This window comes from Agrobacterium sp. 22-3639C2 (assembly GCF_053522105.1).
In genome coordinates this window covers 1,530,450-1,547,918 of sequence record NZ_JBNWDB010000001.1, presented here as the reverse complement: position 1 = coordinate 1,547,918, position 17,469 = coordinate 1,530,450, and the positions used below count along the sequence as shown (strand labels likewise).

At 59.7% G+C, this 17,469-nt stretch carries 14 protein-coding genes; 10 read left to right on the top strand and 4 right to left on the bottom strand.

All coding sequences use genetic code 11. The features are described from left to right. The 4 genes from ACQZ6D_RS07725 to ACQZ6D_RS07710 all read left to right on the top strand — a co-directional run bounded on the left by ACQZ6D_RS07725 (position 1) and on the right by ACQZ6D_RS07710 (position 3,282). On the top strand, positions 1-495 hold the full coding sequence (locus tag ACQZ6D_RS07725; protein ID WP_003514179.1) for a chemotaxis protein CheW: 495 nt from the start codon (positions 1-3) through the stop codon (positions 493-495). Beyond that, positions 492-1,361 carry a CheR family methyltransferase gene (locus ACQZ6D_RS07720; protein WP_013636811.1) on the top strand — a complete coding sequence of 290 codons (870 nt, stop codon included), beginning with the start codon at positions 492-494 and terminating at the stop codon, positions 1,359-1,361. Before ACQZ6D_RS07725 ends, ACQZ6D_RS07720 begins: the two co-directional genes overlap by 4 nt. Before the next feature lie 12 nt (positions 1,362-1,373). Then, on the top strand, positions 1,374-2,462 hold the full coding sequence (locus ACQZ6D_RS07715; RefSeq protein WP_035198754.1) for a protein-glutamate methylesterase/protein-glutamine glutaminase: 1,089 nt from the start codon (positions 1,374-1,376) through the stop codon (positions 2,460-2,462). Positions 2,463-2,580: 118 nt separating this feature from the next. Next, positions 2,581-3,282: a ParA family protein gene (locus tag ACQZ6D_RS07710; RefSeq protein WP_013636809.1), complete on the top strand. Its 702-nt coding sequence runs from the start codon at positions 2,581-2,583 to the stop codon at positions 3,280-3,282. Between the two features lie 58 nt (positions 3,283-3,340). Here the strand turns inward: ACQZ6D_RS07710 and ACQZ6D_RS07705 are convergent, their stop codons facing one another. The 3 genes from ACQZ6D_RS07705 to ACQZ6D_RS07695 form a co-directional block, all read right to left on the bottom strand. Then, entirely contained in the window at positions 3,341-5,068 is a 1,728-nt protein-coding gene (locus ACQZ6D_RS07705; RefSeq protein WP_448729752.1) for a chemotaxis protein, read from the bottom strand. 139 nt (positions 5,069-5,207) lie between these two features. Beyond that, positions 5,208-7,322, bottom strand: coding sequence for a sensor histidine kinase (locus ACQZ6D_RS07700; RefSeq protein ID WP_019565038.1), 2,115 nt, complete (start codon positions 7,320-7,322; stop codon positions 5,208-5,210). Continuing rightward, positions 7,319-8,059 (bottom strand): response regulator transcription factor, encoded by a 741-nt coding sequence (locus tag ACQZ6D_RS07695; protein ID WP_003514167.1) that lies wholly within the window; start codon positions 8,057-8,059, stop codon positions 7,319-7,321. Before ACQZ6D_RS07695 ends, ACQZ6D_RS07700 begins: the two co-directional genes overlap by 4 nt. 229 nt (positions 8,060-8,288) lie before the next feature. Here ACQZ6D_RS07695 and ACQZ6D_RS07690 point away from each other — a divergent pair, with 229 nt between their 5' ends. From ACQZ6D_RS07690 to ACQZ6D_RS07675, 4 genes are all read left to right on the top strand, one after another. Further along, complete coding sequence (locus tag ACQZ6D_RS07690) at positions 8,289-9,281, top strand: ABC transporter substrate-binding protein (RefSeq protein WP_174065759.1); 993 nt, start codon at positions 8,289-8,291, stop codon at positions 9,279-9,281. Positions 9,282-9,398: 117 nt separating this feature from the next. Then, positions 9,399-10,424 carry an ABC transporter substrate-binding protein gene (locus tag ACQZ6D_RS07685; protein WP_113157452.1) on the top strand — a complete coding sequence of 342 codons (1,026 nt, stop codon included), beginning with the start codon at positions 9,399-9,401 and terminating at the stop codon, positions 10,422-10,424. 86 nt (positions 10,425-10,510) lie between these two features. Beyond that, entirely contained in the window at positions 10,511-12,742 is a 2,232-nt protein-coding gene (locus ACQZ6D_RS07680) for an ABC transporter permease (RefSeq protein WP_065658625.1), read from the top strand. Then, positions 12,739-13,800, top strand: a complete 1,062-nt coding sequence (locus ACQZ6D_RS07675; RefSeq protein WP_003514159.1) for an ABC transporter ATP-binding protein — start codon at positions 12,739-12,741, stop codon at positions 13,798-13,800. The genes ACQZ6D_RS07680 and ACQZ6D_RS07675 overlap by 4 nt, the downstream gene beginning before the upstream one ends. Positions 13,801-13,827: 27 nt before the next feature. Here ACQZ6D_RS07675 and ACQZ6D_RS07670 read toward each other — a convergent pair whose 3' ends face one another. After that, the gene (locus tag ACQZ6D_RS07670; protein WP_448729751.1) at positions 13,828-15,864 is read right to left on the bottom strand and encodes an oxidoreductase; all 2,037 of its coding nucleotides are present in this window, start codon (positions 15,862-15,864) and stop codon (positions 13,828-13,830) included. Between the two features lie 145 nt (positions 15,865-16,009). On the opposite strand from ACQZ6D_RS07670, the gene ACQZ6D_RS07665 reads away from it, so the two are divergent. Both ACQZ6D_RS07665 and ACQZ6D_RS07660 read left to right on the top strand, forming a co-directional pair. Continuing rightward, on the top strand, positions 16,010-16,639 hold the full coding sequence (locus ACQZ6D_RS07665; RefSeq protein ID WP_013636802.1) for a TetR/AcrR family transcriptional regulator: 630 nt from the start codon (positions 16,010-16,012) through the stop codon (positions 16,637-16,639). 139 nt (positions 16,640-16,778) lie between these two features. Further along, positions 16,779-17,453: a response regulator transcription factor gene (locus ACQZ6D_RS07660; protein WP_065702575.1), complete on the top strand. Its 675-nt coding sequence runs from the start codon at positions 16,779-16,781 to the stop codon at positions 17,451-17,453. Positions 17,454-17,469 lie beyond the last annotated feature (16 nt).

Here is a 17,469-nt window from a genome sequence, read left to right as displayed (position 1 = left end):
ATGACCAGCACATCTTCAGAAGGCCAGTTCGTGACATTCAGCCTCGGTGAGGAGGTCTTTGCGGTATCCGTCGCGGTCGTCCGTGAAATCCTCGACTATGAGGACACGTTCAAGATTCCGCATAGTCCTGAATATCTGCTGGGTCTGAGAGATGTGCGCGGGCAGGGTGTGCCCATCATCGATCTGCGGCTGCGGCTCGGAATGAGCCGCAGCGTGCGGACACCCCATACCCGCGTGCTGGTGCTGGATATTCCGTTTCCATCCCGCACGCTGGCGATAGGTCTCGTGGCGGACAAGGTATTCGAGGTGACGCCGTTCCGTCGCGACCAGATGGAAACGGCACCCGATATCGGCGTTCACTGGAACTCCGACTACATTGCAGGTGTGGTTCGCCGGGAAGGTGATTTCGTCGTCATCATCGATCTTGCAAAGCTTTTCTCGAACGAAGAAAATGCCATTGCCCGGCAGGGCGGCACACCGGTTCAGGCGGCATGAGGAGAGCCCTTCCCGTGGATGCCTCCATTGCTGCCAGCTCCGCGCATGATGGCCTGAGTCAGCGGGATTTCCGGCTGCTCGCCGAATACATCTACAATTACAGCGGCATAAAGATGCCGGACAGCAAGCGCACCATGCTGGAAGGGCGTCTGCGCAAGCGCCTTCGCGCCACGGGGCATGCCACCTTCGCTCAATATTGCAATTTCCTCTTCCGCGAAGACGGGCTGGAAGAGGAAGCGATCTACCTGATTGACGTGGTGACGACCAACAAGACGGATTTTTTCCGTGAGCCGAACCATTTCGACTACATGGAGAAATTCGCTTTGCCTGCACTTGCGGGTGAAGGCCATGGGCGTATCCGCGCCTGGAGTTCCGCCTGTTCGACGGGTGCGGAACCCTATACCATGGCGATGGTGCTCGCCGAAGCGGCCGAGAAACAGGTCATCAACAATTTCAGCATCCTTGCGACCGACCTTTCCACTGATGTGCTCAGGAAAGCCCATAGCGGTATCTATGCCCGTGAACTGCTCGAACCGGTTCCGGCCGACATGATGCGCAAATATGTCATGCGGTCGGTCGATGCCGGACGAAGGGAGGTTCGGATCGTGCCGCGGCTGCGTTCCAAGATCGGTTTTGCCCGCCTCAACCTCATGGACCCGACCTACCAGATCGGCGATGCGGTGCACCTTCTCTTCTGCCGTAACGTTCTCATCTACTTTGATAAAAAAACGCAGGTGCACGTCCTGACCCAATTGTGCAAGCGCCTGGTGCCGGGCGGTTACCTTTTCATCGGTCATTCCGAAACGATAACCGGTATCGACCTGCCCCTGCGGCAGGTCGCCAATACCGTTTTCAAGAAGCAATAGCGGCAGAGAGCCATGTCGAAAAAAATCCGCGTTCTTATCGTCGACGATTCCGCCAGCGTCCGGCAGACCCTGACGGAGGTTCTCGAAAGCGATCCCGGCATTGAGGTGATCGGGGCCGCTGCCGATCCGTTTGTTGCGGCCAAGCGCATCCAGGAAGAAATTCCCGATGTCATCACGCTTGATGTGGAAATGCCGCGCATGGACGGCATCACCTTCCTGCGCAAGATCATGTCGCAGAAACCGATCCCTGTAGTCATGTGCTCGTCGCTGACCGAGGCCGGATCGGAAACCCTGCTTCAGGCGCTGGAGGCGGGGGCGGTCGACATCATCCTCAAGCCGAGGATAGGCGCTGCGGATCATCTGGCGGAGCAGGCCACGCGCATCTGCGAGGTCGTCAAAAGTGCGGCGCACGCCCGCGTCGGCAATGCGCGGGCGGCGCTGCGTTCGGCTGCCGCAAGCGGTCCGCAGGCCAAGCTGACCGCCGATGCCGTGTTGCCGCCGCCTTCGGGCAAGGCCATGGCACGCACCACTGAAATGGTGGTCTGTGTCGGTGCATCCACCGGCGGCACAGAAGCGTTGCGCGCAATGCTGATGAAGCTGCCGGCCAATTCACCCGGCATCGTGATCGTTCAGCATATGCCGGAAAAATTTACCGCCGCATTTGCAAAACGCCTGAACAGTCTCTGCGATGTCGAGATCAAGGAGGCCGAGGACGGCGATCCGGTGCTGCGCGGCCATGTGCTGATTGCGCCGGGCGACAGACATATGCTGCTGGAGCGGCAGGGTGCACGTTATCGCGTTTCGGTCCGCACCGGGCCACTGGTTTCGCGACACCGGCCTTCAGTGGACGTTCTGTTTCGTTCTTCCGCGCGTGCCGCCGGTGCCAACGCCATGGGCATCATCATGACAGGCATGGGTGATGATGGCGCACGCGGCATGCTGGAGATGCATCAGGCCGGCGCCTTCACGGTGGCGCAGGACGAAGCATCCTCTGTTGTCTTCGGCATGCCGAAGGAAGCGATCGCCCATGGCGGTGTCGACAAGGTTCTGCCACTCGACAGGATCGCGCTGGAAATTCAGGCCGAAGACCGCCGCCGCTGATGGCGCGACCCTTTTTTTACCCGGCATTAACCAAACTCGCCAATGATGGCGGTAACACCATGCGACAGGTGCGTTCCGCGAGGCATGACAGTCTCCGCCCAGTTTTCCGGATCATGCCATGCCAGTTATCACCTTCGCGAACACCAAGGGCGGTGCCGGGAAAACCACGGCGGTTCTTCTCCTGGCGTCCGAACTGGCGCGTCGCGGATCGCGGGTTTGCGTCATCGATACAGATCCACAGCGCTGGATTTCCCGCTGGCGTGAAAAGGCCGATGCGCGTGTCGATTTTTCAGTCATCACCTATGTGACGGCGGCGACGTTACAGCAGCATGTCATCGACAGCCGCCGTGCATTCGATCATGTGATCATCGACCTGCCCGGTGCGCAATCGCCCCTGCTCGCGACTGCGATAGGTCTCTCCAACCATGTGCTGATACCCGTTCAGGGCAGCACCATGGATGCGCAGGGCGGGGCGCAGGTGCTCGAGCTGCTGCGTTATCTCGATGAAAAGGCGAATATCCGGATCGACCATTCCGTCGTGCTGACCCGCGTCAATCCGCTGGTCACGACCCGCGCGCTTCTGGCCGCACGGGAACTGCTGGCGCAAAGGAATGTACGTGTTCTCGATACGCCGATTTTCGAACGTTCTGCGTTTCGCGATATGTTCGAATTCGATGGATGCCTGCATATGATGAAAGCCGGCCATGTCAGCAATCTCGACAAGGCTCTGCAGAATGCCGAAGCTTTTGCCGCCGAGGTTCTCCGTCTCCTTGAGGCCTCCAGCAAGAAAAGCCCTGGCAAACTGATGCAGGCGGCCTGACGCCGGGAACCCGGCGCAGTAAAAGCGCCCCATCGATCCCGTTTAGATCGAATACGCTCTAGAAAAGCGCGTCGGCAAAGAGATCGTCGTCATCTTCGACGGTGGCGGGTGCTTTCTGCCCGGGCGCAAGATCGACCGGCAAGTAGCGAAGATGCACGTCGCGCTCCTGCGCCATCGTGTAGATCTTGTAGATGCATGTCGAAAACGGCTGGATTTTCTCCGCAAAGCCGGAAATGTCTCCGGCGCCGCCGGCGGCCAGCCCGCTTGCCACGTGATGGCATTCTTTCAGGACATCGCCGAGTTCGCTTTCGAAATCGAGCTTGATCACGGCGGCACTGATGCGGCTGAAAACGGCCTGACCTTCCGTGGCGAGATCCTGAAGACCGGTTTCCATCTGACCCTTGGCGTGGCTTATGGCTTCCAGTGCTTCGCTCAATGGTTCCCGCAGGTCACCGGCGCTCCGGTTCTCAGCCGTCTTCAGATTTGTAATGACGCTTTCGATCCGGTGGAGATCGGCAACGATCGAATCCGCCGGGCTTTCCAGCTTGTCGGCAAAGACCCGCAGCTCGCCGCTGACGACATTGACCGACCGGCCTTCGTCGCCCAGTTTCGAGCAGCGCAGGTTTGAGTTCAGCGCCATATAATGGATTTCAGTCTTGATCGAGCGCAGCACTTCAATGCCGTGCAACAGGTCCTGTGCGGTACCGGTAACGGAAGCGACGACCGCATTGGCATCCGCCATGCCTTCCTGAACGCGCCCGGCCAGATCGCACGCCTTTGCTATGTCCTTCTCAAGCAGCTGCAACGCGCTGCCGCCATCATTGGCAGCATCTTCCACCAGGGTGTCGCGCAGTGAAAGAATGGTTGCGGCATCGTCGGCGAAACTTGAGATGCCTGCAAAGATCTTGCGGCAATCCTGCTGGAAGGTGGTTGCCATCTCGTCGATCTGGGCGCTGACCATCTCGAAAACGGTGTCGTAAAGAGCGTCCATTTCGGCGGAATTTAACGCCTGCGCCTCTTCGGAATTCAGATAATCGCTGAACAGGGCGAGTGTCGTCTGCACATGTTCGACACGTTGGCGGGTGATGTCGCCGATCTGGAGGGAGGACAGCGTTGCCGCTATCTTGCCCTGCACGCCCTGCGCGACGGATTTCACCTTGGCCGCCATGGCCGTCATGGCGCGATGCTGTTCGCCGATGCGACCGGAATTTGTCTTCAAACCTGCGACGATGCCGGGGATCGTTGCTTCGAAATCGGCGCCGATGACGGATGAGACGTCGCGCGCTCTGGCAAGCTGCTTGTGCATGAGATCGAGATATTGCGCGAATTTGCCGACTTCAGTACCGCCGAAATGGATGCGCTCGCGGATTTCCTCGGCAAAGGAGGAAAATTCGGCGATGCCTGCGCCGGTAATCTTTACTGTGACCGCAAAGGTTTTCAGGTAACGGATCGTCTCGCGGATATCATCGACATGGCCGTTTGCAGACTTGCAAAGGGAACTCATTTCAACGAAGGCGGCCTGTCGCAACTGTTCGGTTTCCGGCAGGCGGACCATGTCCTCAATGGTCTTTTGCATGTTGGCCACTGCCGCATCCGCGGTATCGCCGTCCATCGAACCCGTCATGCGGTCCAATATGGTGATGAGCTGGTTCAGGATGTCCATGACTGAAACGAGCACGGAGCCGCCTTCGAGAAAGGTCTTCTCGATACGAGACTGTGCGGTTGCAAGGCGCGCGGTCAGGTACGCTTGCGGATCACTGGCTTCAGCTTTTGGTTGATTTTTCACGACGGTACTGTTTCCCATACTCGGATGGCGTGATCCTAGAGAGCAGGAAGAAACGGACAGTGAATATTCTGAGTTGATCGGGAGTTAACAACTCAATTGATTGACGAATTCCTCTCCCCCTGGAAGGCCTTCTCGGGGCTTATCGAATCTGGAGGTGGTCGGTGCCTACCGGAAAAGTCAGTTGTACCCTTGCGCCATCGCCCGGCATCGAGCTGATATGCGCCTCGCCGCCGCTCTGCCGGACGAAGCCGTAGACCATTGCAAGGCCGAGGCCTGCCCCGCCGTGTTCCTGCCGGGTGGTGAAATAGGGCTCGAAGGCCTTGTCCACCGCCTCGGGCGTCATGCCCACTCCCTCGTCGGTGACCGCGATCACAAGTGCATCCTTCTCGGAAGCGGCGCTGATCGAGATCAGGCCACCATCGGGCATGGCCGCTGCCGCATTCAGGCAAAGGTTGAGGATGGACTGCTCGAGGAGGGCAGGGTCTAGCGCAATCGAGGGAAGATCCTCGTCAATCTCCAGCGCAATCCGGCATTTCGGGCCGACTGCAATCTCAAGGATATCGGCCATGCCGCGCAGCAGGTTTGCGACGTTGATGCAGCTCGGATGAATGGGCTGCTGGCTGCCGATGGTCAGCATGCTGCTGGCCAGAGAACGGCCGCGATCCGCCGCCTTCCGGATACGGGCGATGTGGCGTTTCTGGCGATCGTTGAAACCAGTTTCGCGCTCCAGCAGGCCGAGGCTGCCGGTGATGATGCCGATCATGTTGCCCACTTCATGACTGACCTGATGAGTCATGCGCATGATGCCATCAAGCCTCTGGGCTTTTGCGGCCTCCGCCTCCTGACGATCGAGAGAAGTTACATCCCGGGCGAGCAGCACGATACCGCCATCCGGCTGGCGTGACATCGATACTTCGATCACTCGTTGATCTCCGGTGCGATGGCGCACGACTGCCCGGTCCATCAACTCGCCTCGGCCGCTCTCGAAAGGGAACAGTGCGGGATCGATCTCCGGTATCGGTTCGACAAAACGGCGAAGCGGCAGCTTACGCGACGAGCCGGAACGACCGACAAGTTCTATGATCCGGCGGTTCATGGTGATTGGCCGACCGGTCGGATCGAACAGCGCTATTCCCTCATTCATGTTGCGGAAGGTGGAGCGGATGGTTCGGGCCGCCGCTTCCGCCGTGCGCCGCAGGCGGGAGACACGATCGACGCTGTCATGGAAAGCCCGGAAAGCATCGAGCAGGCGGATCAGTTCCGTCTCCGATCCGGTGTAGGATGGCGGGCCGACATCCTTTTCACCCTTGGCGAGCGCGTTCATGCCGTTGGAAAGCGTCGCGATCCCGCGTGAGACACGCATCACTGATCGAATCGAGAATGTTGCCATGACCAGAACCAGAAGCGAAGCGACTGCGACGATGACCAATAGCCGGCTCAGAGCGTCCGAGGTCGAGATCAGGTCCTCGTTGAGGCTGCGGGCAACCGCATCGCTCTGGGTTTCGGTGACATGAGACAGATCGCGCGACACAATGTGAAGCCGCGATACCGAGGCGCGGATCGCAAACATTTCCAAGAGGTAACGGCTCTGCGCTTCAAAGACCCGCTCATAGGGTTGCAGCTCGGCCACGGGGAGCCGCTCTCCGGGATAACCTTCCTGGCGCGCGGTGGTTTCGGCAACATAGCGGCGGCGCAGTTCACCAAGCTGGAAGAGGCTGTCGGATGCGGATGCGGCCTGCACGATGCCGTTCATCCGCCTGCGCAGTTCGGGATCGGTGATGCCGCGACCCGTGGCAATTTCGCCAAGCGCGGCTGCCGCTTCCGCCTTGTGGCCCTGCGCCGCATCGGCATCCTTTGCCAGATCCAGCGTCTGTGTTCTGATCAATTCAAGGAGTTCGACGATGCGCTCGTTGGCAAAGCCGCGGGCGACCCGATCACCGTTGCCTGGCCCTGTCATCTCCAGCAGGATATCGACCTGCTGGACCACTGACCGGCTTTCGCTGGAGACGCGATAGGGCGAGGCGGCATTCATCAGGAAAGGTGCACTCGAGACGAGGTCGGAGACCTGCCGCGAAACCAGCGATGCCTTGGCAAGGCTGGAAAAGGCCTGCAGGCCGTAGGCGGCCATTTCATCGCGAGCGCGTTGCAGGCCGTAGATGGCGATGGCGGATAGGCTGAAGACGAGAATGCAGATGAAGACGATCGCAAAGGGCAGGCGAAAGGCGATCGAGGAAAGGAAGGAGCGGCTGATCACGGAGAAAGCTCGCCCTCGTCGGTGTGGAGCACATAACCCCTGCCGCGCCGCGTCTTGATGTGACGCGGCAGATCGGGGTTTCGCTCGATCTTGCGCCTCAGCCGCAGCACCAGCACATCGACGTTTCTATCGATATAGCGGTCGCTTTCCGAGCCCAGCCTGTCGAGGATCTGGGAGCGACTGACGGGCTGGTTGGGCGTTTCGGCCAGAATTTCCAGAAGTGCGAATTCGGCACTTGTCAGCGTTCTGCTGCGATCGGTCAGGCAGACCGCCTGTCGGGCATTGAGATCAATCGCCCAGTCGCTGAGGAGCAATGCTGCCCGGCCGTGGTCGCGCTCACTGTCCTTTTCCTGCTTTAAGGAGGGGATCGTCCGGCGCAGAACGGCCTTGATCCGTGCCGTGAGTTCGATCGGTTCGAAGGGTTTGACGACATAATCGTCGGCCGCTGTTTCCAGGCCGAGAACCCGGTCGGCGGCGCTGCCGGCAGCCGTTACCATGACGATGCCGATATCAACCTTGCTGCGTAGTCTCTGGGCAAAGGTGCGGCCGGAGGTGCCGGGCAAGTTGTGGTCTACGAGCACGAGCTGCATCACGTCCTTCGCCAATATCTCGTCCGCTTCCTCGGCGGAGCGCGCGCAGGTGGGCAGCCAGCCCTCGGCCTCGACGAGGTCCGAGATAAGCTCTGCCATATCCGGATCGTCCTCGACGATCAGAATGCGAACCTTCTGATTAAGCACTGCGTATTCCTCCCGCCATCATCATAGGCGCGGCAGACGCGATCTTCAAAGCCTAGCTGGTTATCCGCCCTGTCATATTTGTAATATCTGTAATCTTGTTCGGAAAGATTGGTAACCATTCTTCGATTGCGGTGCGGTCAGGATGTGACATGCTAATGGCGGAGATTGGAACGGGGAGGTTCCAAGCAGGGAGGCTCAGTTGAGAGCATTGACCGCACTTGCGGCGAGCATGGCCTTATGGCTGTGCGGCGCAGGGCATGGCATGGCCGCGACGAAGTTGAACGTCCTGTGCGGCGTCGACGAGGCTTGGTGCGTGACCATGCAGCGGGCTTTCGAAGCGCGGATGGGGGTCGAGATTTCGATGGTTCGCAAGAGCACCGGCGAAATCCTCGATCAGATTCGTGCCGAACGCGCCCATCCGACTGTCGACGTCTGGTGGGGCGGTACCGGCGACACTCATTTGCAGGCGGGTTCGGAAGGCCTTCTGGAAGAGTATCAGCCCGCCCATCAGCAGGATCTGCTGCCATGGGCGCAGAATTTCAATGCGATGTCGGGATCGAAATCGGCCGGAATCTATGCCGGTGCGCTCGGTTTTGCCTATAATTCGGAACTGCTCGCCAAGAACAATCTGCCGGCCCCGACATGCTGGAAGGATCTGGCGAAGGAGATTTATCGCGGCCATATCCAGACCGGCAACCCGAACTATTCGGGCACGGCCTTCACCATGCTTGCCACGCTTGTCCAGCTCTTTGGCGAGGAGGAGGCTTTCAGTTTCATGGGCAAGCTTAACCAGAATGTGGTGAGTTACACCAAGGTCGGCTCGGCGCCCGTAAAGGCGGCGGCGCGGGGGGAGGTTCTGATCGGGATTTCCTTCATGCATGACGCCGTGACACAGAAGATCGAAGGCTTTCCGCTGGTGATCGTCGCCCCTTGCGAGGGAACCGGTTACGAGATCGGGGCGGTCAGCATCGTCAAGGGCAACCACAACGATACGCTGGCGCAGGCCTTCGTTGAATTCGCGCTGACCCCGGAAGGGCAGGCGACCGGGGCAAAGGCGGGGCAGAACCAGGTGCCATCCAACGCCCGGGCGACATTGCCGCTGACGGCGCCCGATATATCGATGATCAAGATGGTGGATTACGACTTCGCCACCTTTGGCCAACCCGAAGAGCGAAGTCGATTGTTAAGCCGCTTCGACAACGAAATTCACCCGACCCAGTAGGGGTCAGCAATCCAAGACCGAAAAGACAGACAGCGTGGCAGCACAAGATGCCGCGACCGGCAGCGCCATGTTTGTGGACTGCCGAACCATTCAGACGCAAGCTACAGGAGGATAACCATGCGACTGACGATACTTTCCACATTGCTTTTTGCCGGTACGGCACTCGGCACCACATCGGTGCAGGCGGCAGGCGAGCTTAACCTGATCTGCTCTGCCGATGTCGTCATCTGCGAACAGATGAAGGGCGATTTCGAAAAGTCGCATGACATCAAGGTCAATATGGTTCGCCTGTCTTCCGGCGAAACTTATGCCAAGGTGCGTGCGGAAGCCCGCAACCCGAAGACCGATATCTGGTGGGCCGGCACCGGCGATCCGCACATGCAGGCGGCCTCCGAAAACCTGACGCTCGAATACAAGTCGCCGATGCTGGATCAGCTGCAGGACTGGGCCGTCAAACAGGCGGAAAGCACCGGTTACAGAACCGTCGGCGTTTATGCCGGCGCGCTGGGCTGGGGTTACAACACCGAAATCTTCAAATCCAAGGGTTACAAGGAGCCGAAGTGCTGGGCCGATCTGCTGGCACCGGAACTGAAGGGCGAAATCCAGATCGCCAATCCCAACTCTTCGGGCACAGCCTATACGGCGCTTGCCTCGCTCGTTCAGATCATGGGCGAAGACCAGGCGATCGATTATCTGAAGAAGCTCAACGCCAACATCTCGCAATATACCAAGTCCGGCTCCGCGCCGGTGAAGGCGGCAGCGCGTGGCGAGACGGCACTCGGCATCGTCTTCATGCATGATGCCGTGGCGCAGACAGCGGAAGGTTTCCCCGTCAAGTCCATCGCGCCCTGCGAAGGTACCGGCTACGAAATTGGCTCCATGTCGATCATCAAGGGTGCCCGCAACCTCGAAAATGCCAAGATCTGGTACGACTGGGCGCTGAAGCCAGAGGTCCAGTCACGCATGAAGGACGCCAAGTCCTTCCAGCTTCCATCCAACAAGACCGCGGAAGTGCCGAAGGAAGCGCCGAAGTTCGAGGACATCAAGCTCATCGACTACGACTTCAAGACCTATGGCGACCCGGCCAAGCGCAAGGCGCTGCTGGAACGCTGGGACCGCGAGGTCGGTGCAGTCGCAAACTGATCTGAACTCCGGCGATCGGCATCCCGGCTTTTGAAAGCCGGGATGTCCGCCGTTCTTTCATCGGCATGAAATAAGCGAGGTCGGCCATGACACGTGGCAATCGCAGGCTGAACATTGTCCTGGCGCTCGGGGCTTTTGCCCTGGTTTTTCTTCCCTGGTATCGCATTGAAGGCGGCTTCTTCAGCTTCCGCTGGCTGTCTGAGTTTCTCTCTTCCCCCAGCAATGCGCCCGGTGTGCTGCAAATATTGGTTTATGGAAAACCCTGGCTTGCCGGTGCCGGCCTGTTTTTCCTTGCCGGATGCCTTGTCCGCCCGATTGGCGATCCGATGCTGCGGGGCAAGCTGCTTGCGTGGATTGGTGCTGCCGGTCTCGTGGTTCTGATTTTGCAGGGATTGGCGATCGGCTTTACCGGCTGGACATGGAGCGTCAGTGAAAACCTGTTCGGCGTGCTTTCCGATGGCCAGCCCGCCATGGGCGCCGGTGCCGTCGTCATGTCGCTGGTCTTTGTGCTTTTCTTTGCCTTCGGGCTTGCCGAACGCGGCGTGATGAAAGGCGATGCCTTTGTCGTCGGCTCGATTTCCATTCTGGCCTTCCTCGTTACCGTTTTCGTATTCTATCCGATCGGCAGCATGCTGATCGCATCCGTTCAGGATTTCGATGGCTCCTTTAATGCCGATGGCTTCATCCGCAATATCAAGGATCCCGGCATCTGGAGCCTTGGCTGTGTCACGGGTGAAGAGCGCTGCGGCGTTGCCTGGCGAACGCTCTTCCTCGCCTTGATGACCGCCTTCGGCTCCACAGTGCTTGGGTTGGGTTTCGCGCTGGTCGCCACCCGCACCCGTTTTCCGTTCAAGAAGGGCCTGCGTCTTCTGACGGTTCTGCCGATCATAACGCCGCCTTTCGTCATCGGTCTTGCCCTGACGCTGCTCTTCGGCCGCGCCGGTGTCGTCACTGAATGGCTTTCCTATCTCTTCGGCATCGAACCCGGCCGCTGGCTCTACGGCATGACCGGCATATGGATCGCGCAGGTGCTCTCCTTCACGCCGATATCCTTCCTGGTGCTGATCGGTGTCGTCGAAGGTGTCAGCCCGTCGATGGAGGAGGCGTCGCAAACGCTTCGCGCCGACCGCTGGCGCACCTTCTGGCGGGTGTCGCTGCCGCTGATGAAGCCGGGTCTCGCCAATGCGTTTCTCATCGGCTTCATCGAAAGCATGGCGGATTTCGGCAATCCGCTGGTGCTTGGTGGCACGCATGGGGTGCTGTCGACGGAAATCTTCTTTGCCGTTGTCGGTTCGCAGAACGACCCTTCACGCGCCGCTGTTCTCGCCATTATCCTCCTGTGCTTCACGCTTTCGGCCTTCCTCGCCCAGCGTTTCTGGCTGGCCGGCAAGAACTTCGCCACGGTTACCGGCAAGGGCGACAGCGGCGCGCATATCGCGCTGCCACGCGGCCTGTCCATTGGTGTCCATGCCGTCGTCGTGCCGTGGATGGTCTTCACCATCGTCGTGTACGGCATGATCCTCGTCGGCGGTTTCGTGAAGACCTGGGGTCTGGACAATTCGCTGACGCTTGACCACTACATCCGCGCGTTCTCCGTCAGCTTCTCCAACGGCTCGATCGCCTGGACCGGTGTTGCCTGGAACTCCTTCTGGACCACCATGGAGATCGCGCTGGTGTCGGCGCCGCTGACCGCTGCCGTCGGTCTGCTGACGGCCTATATCATCGTGCGGCAGAAGTTTGCCGGTCGGAACATCTTCGAATTTGCCCTGATGATGAGCTTTGCCATTCCCGGAACGGTCATCGGCGTCAGCTATATCATGGCCTTCAACCTGCCGCCGGTGGAAATGACGGGATCGGCGCTGATCCTGATCGCCTGCTTCGTCTTCCGCAACATGCCGGTCGGCGTGCGCGGCGGCATTGCGGCAATGAGCCAACTCGACAAAAGCCTCGATGAGGCCTCGCTGACGCTGCGCGCCGACAGTTTCCGCACGATCAGGAAAGTGATCCTGCCACTGCTGCGCCCGGCGATCACGGCGGCTCTGGTCTACTCCTTCGTCCGAGCGATTACCTCGATCAGCGCCGTCATCTTCCTCGTCAGCGCCCAGTACAACATGGCGACCTCCTACATCGTCGGTCTCGTCGAAAACGGTGAATACGGTGTCGCCATTGCCTATTCCTCCATGCTGATCGTGGTGATGATCACTGTTATCACCGGCTTCCAGCTCATTGTAGGCGAGCGTCGCCTGCGCCGCGAAAACCGCGTCGCGGGACTGCCGTCCGCGTCCTCCGTTCCTCTCGCTCAGGAGAAAACCGCATGATTTCCGTAAAGCCCGGCTCGGTCACCTTTCAGAATGTCCGCAAGACATTCGGCGCCTTCACCGCCATCCCCGACCTTTCGCTCACCATCGAACCCGGCACGCTGGTGACACTGCTCGGTCCCTCCGGTTGCGGCAAGACGACGACGCTGCGCATGCTGGCGGGGCTCGAACATCCGACGGCCGGTCGCATTCTGATCGGCGACAAGGATGTGACCATGCTGCCGGCCAATGAGCGCGATGTCTCGATGGTTTTCCAGTCTTACGCGCTTTTCCCGCATATGACGGCGCTCGACAATGTCGCTTATGGCCTGCAATCCTCCGGACTGCGCAAGGCGGAAGCACGGGAGAAGGCCGAGGAAGGTCTGAAGCTCGTGGGGCTGGCCGGCATGGGACATCGTCTGCCTGCCGAGCTTTCCGGTGGTCAGCAGCAGCGCGTGGCGGTTGCCCGCGCTCTGGTGCTGGAGCCGCAGGTGCTGCTGCTCGATGAACCCCTTTCCAACCTCGATGCGCGTCTTCGCCGCCGGGTTCGTACCGAAATCCGGGAATTGCAGCAGCGGCTTGGTTTTACCGCCGTTTATGTGACGCATGATCAGGACGAGGCGCTGGCCGTTTCCGACCGGATCATCGTGATGAAGGAGGGCGAGATCGCCCAGTCAGGCGCGCCGCGGGAACTCTACGAGGCGCCGGCTTCTTCCTTCATCGCCGACTTCATGGGCGAGGCGAATGTCGTCGGCTGCGAGGTGGTCAGCCTTGAGGGCGCCGATGCGTTGATCCGCGTTGGGGGGATCGATCATCGTGTTGCGGCACGCAACGCTAAACCCGGCCCGGCAAAGCTCGCGGTTCGTCCGGGTTCGATTTCCATCGCCCAATCGGGCGGGCAGGGACTTGCCGGGCGGGTGCTGCACAGTGCCTATCTCGGCGGTCACGTCGAATATGAAGTCGAGACCGATATCGGCACGCTCTTCATCATCGACCATGCGGTCGAGACCAGCCTGCCGCCCGAAAGCGATGTCACACTCGGGTTCAAGAACCGTGGCATTGCCTTGATCCAGGCCTGAGTTTCAAAGCGTATCGCGGCGGCCCTCTCAAATGTCCTTTGCGAGACGCAGCGCATCGTAGATCGCCGCATGTGTATTGCGTGCGGCGACCGCATCGCCGATGCGGAACAGCCGGTAGGCACCGCCAGGGTTGCGCTCGACGGTTTGGGCGGAGCCCTCCAGCAAGGCGTCGTAGGATATTTCGCCGAGGTTCCTGGAGCCGGGCTTGAGGTCGAAATAGAGATCGTCCAGCGGCACCGTGCCGTGATTGACGACGATCTGGTCCACGGTCCTTGATTTCGTCACGCCGCCATAATCGCTGCCGACGTGGGCGACGAGCTGGTTGCCGTTTCTTTCCGCCGCTTCCAGCCGATAGGTGACGGTGAAGGTGACGTCGAGTGTTTGCAGTGAGCGCATGTAAGGAACCAGGTTCATCGCCATGACTTCGGGCGCGAAAGCGCGATCCGGGGTCATGATCTCCACTTTTGCGCCCGCCTTTGCGAGAAATTCTGCTGCCTGCAGGCCCGCATGGTCGCCGGCATCGTCGAAAACCAGCACATTCGTTCCCGGCTTGACGTCGCCGGAAATGATATCCCACGAGGAAACGACCAGATCATTGCCGTTTGAAAGCACATCGGTATGCGGCAATCCGCCGGTGGCGATGATGACGACATCTGGGCTCTCCGAGAGAACCGTGTCCGCTTCCGCCCAGCTGTTGAAGTGAAAGGTAACGCCGAGCCTTTCGCACTGGCTCATGCGCCAGTCGATAATGCTGATCATTTCGCGGCGGCGTTCGCTTTGCGCGGTCAGGCGGATCTGGCCGCCCGGATCGTTTGCGGCCTCGAAGACGACGACCTCATGGCCGCGTTCGGCACAGACACGCGCGGCCTCCAGCCCGGCCGGACCGGCGCCGACGATCACGACCTTCAGGCTTTCCTTCGCCTTGGTGATCTCGTGCGGCATCGTTTCTTCGCGGCCTGTCGCCGGATTGTGAATGCAGAATGCGAGGCCGCCCTGATAGATGCGGTCGAGACAGTAGTTGGCGCCAACGCAAGGCCTGATATCGTCCTCCCGCTTTTCCATGATCTTGCGCACGATATGCGGGTCCGTCATGTGAGCGCGGGTCATGCCGACCATATCGACCTTGCCGGAAGCGATGGCGTATCTGGCGGTGGCGACATCCTGGATCTTGGCGGCGTGGAAGGTGGGGAAACTGGTTGCCGCGCGGATTTCGCCCGCGAAGTCCAGATGCGGCGCGTTCGCCATGCCCTGAATGGGAATGACGTCGGTCAGGCCGGGATCGGTGTCGATATGGCCCCTGATAACGTTGAGATAGTCGATCAGGCCGCTATCCCGCAACCGGCGCGAGATTTCGAGGCCTTCCGCCTTTCCGGTGCCGCCTTCAAGACATTCGTCGGCGGTATAGCGAACCCCGAGGATGAAATCGTCGCCGACACGTTCGCGCATCGCCCTGAAGACGTCGAAACAGAAACGCATGCGGTTGTCCAGCGAGCCGCCATAGGGGCCATCCAGCTCGTTGGTCAGCGGCGAGACGAACTGGTCGATGAGATGGCCATAGGCTTCAAGCTCCACCCCGTCCATGCCGCCCGCCTTCATGCGTTCCGCAGCGTCGGCGAAGTCCTTGATGATGCGCTCGATATCCCAATCCTCGATCTTCTTCGGGAAAGCGCGATGCGCGGCTTCCCGCTGGTGGGATGGTGCCAGCACCGGCAGCCAGTCGCCCTTGTCCCAGCGCGTGCGGCGGCCGAGATGCGTCAGCTGGATCATGATCGCTGCACCCTCTTCATGCACGGCGTCGGTCATTTCCCTGATCCACGGAACGATTTCATCCTTGTAGGCCAAGAGGTTGTTGAAGACGGGCGGGCTGTCTTTCGAGACGGCTGCGGAGCCTGCCGTCATCGTCATGGCGACGCCGCCCTTTGCCCGCTCGAGCGTATAGGCGCGGTAGCGCCCTTTCGGCATGCCGTCCTCCGGATAGGCGGGTTCATGCGAGGTAACGATGATGCGGTTTCGCAGGGTGAGATGCTTTAGCTGGTAGGGCTGAAGAAGGGGGTCATTCGACATGGCGACCGTGCTCCGAGAACGTTTATCGGAGAAGGCTAAGCGGGAATGTACATAGGTGTCAATTAATAAAACACTTGTGTTTATGCATTCGACATGAGTGGACATTCGCCTTGTCGCGACCAGACCGATTTGCTAGGAAATCATCATGGAAGCGACATTGAACGAGACCGGTTGGCGCGGATCGCAGGAGGGCTGGCTTGAGGCCGCCTACCAGGCACTTCTCGAATCCGGCGTGGATTCCGTGAAAATCCTGCCGTTGGCGAAAAAACTCGGTCTGTCGCGCACGAGTTTCTACTGGTTCTTCCGGGATAGGGAGGAGTTGCTGGCCGCACTCGTCTCCCGCTGGCGCGAAAAGAATACCGGCAGCATCGTCAGGCAGTCGGAGGCCTATGCGGAGACCCTGGCCGAAGCGATGCTGAATGTCTTCGATTGCTGGCTGGATGCCGGCCTCTTCGACAATAGGTTCGAATTTGCGGTTCGCAGTTGGGCTCTTCAGTCCGATGATATTCTTGCCGAGGTGCGTAAGGCTGATCAGACGAGAATGGATGCACTTTCGCGCATGTTCATGCGTTTTGGCCATTCCGAAAATATGGCGGATGTGCGTGCCCGCACCACCTATCTCGTGCAGATCGGCTATATCTCCATGCAGTCGGAGGAAGATATGGCCGTGCGCATGAAAAGGATCCCGGACTATATTGCGATCTACACCGGTGAGGTGCCGCAGCAGCGCGAGCTTGACCGGTTTTATGCAAGACATGGGTACAGGCCGGGATAAGGCATCCAAGGTGTGACGGTCGATTTGCGTCTGGCAGGAGGGTGAGAGAAGGATAGTCCGGCTCCTTGCCTGCAATGTAGCTGTAACATTCACCGACCAGTGGTGAGGACGGCAAGAGTTCACCTTTGGGGAAAAGTCATTGCGAATCCTGCTTCTCGAGGATGAACCGGAAATGGCGCGGGTCCTGCTCGAAGCCCTGCGACGGCGTGATGTGCTTGCGGATCATGTCAGCACGATTGCCGATGCCGACGCGCTGGCGCGTGACGGCTCTTACGATGTGCTGGTTCTGGATCGTCGCCTTCCGGATGGTGAAGGGTTGAACCTTGTGTCTTCGCTTCGCAAAGCCAGGCATTCGGTGCCGATCCTCGTTCTGACGGCGCTCGGAAGTGTCGATCACCGCGTTGACGGTCTTGACGCCGGCGCGGATGATTACCTCGCCAAGCCTTTTGCGATCGAGGAATTGCTTGCCCGCCTTCGGGCGCTGCACAGGCGCGGCCCTTCGCTCTCCAGCCAATATGTGAGCTTCGGAAATCTGAGCATTGATCCGAAGAGCAATGAAGTCACGGTTGCCGGTGCCATCATCGAGTTTCGGCGGCGGGAATATCTGGCGCTCGAGGCTCTGATGCGACGCCCGAACCGCATCGTGACGCGTTCCAATCTGGTCGAGGCGGTTTACAACCTGGATGATGAGATCGAATCCAACGCTCTCGACGCCCATATCTCCCGCATCAGGAAGAAGCTCGCGCAGGCCGAAGCCACGGTCGAGATAAGAGCCGTGCGAAACATCGGCTATCTCATCCGGGCGAATACATGAAGCAGGAGCGCAACCG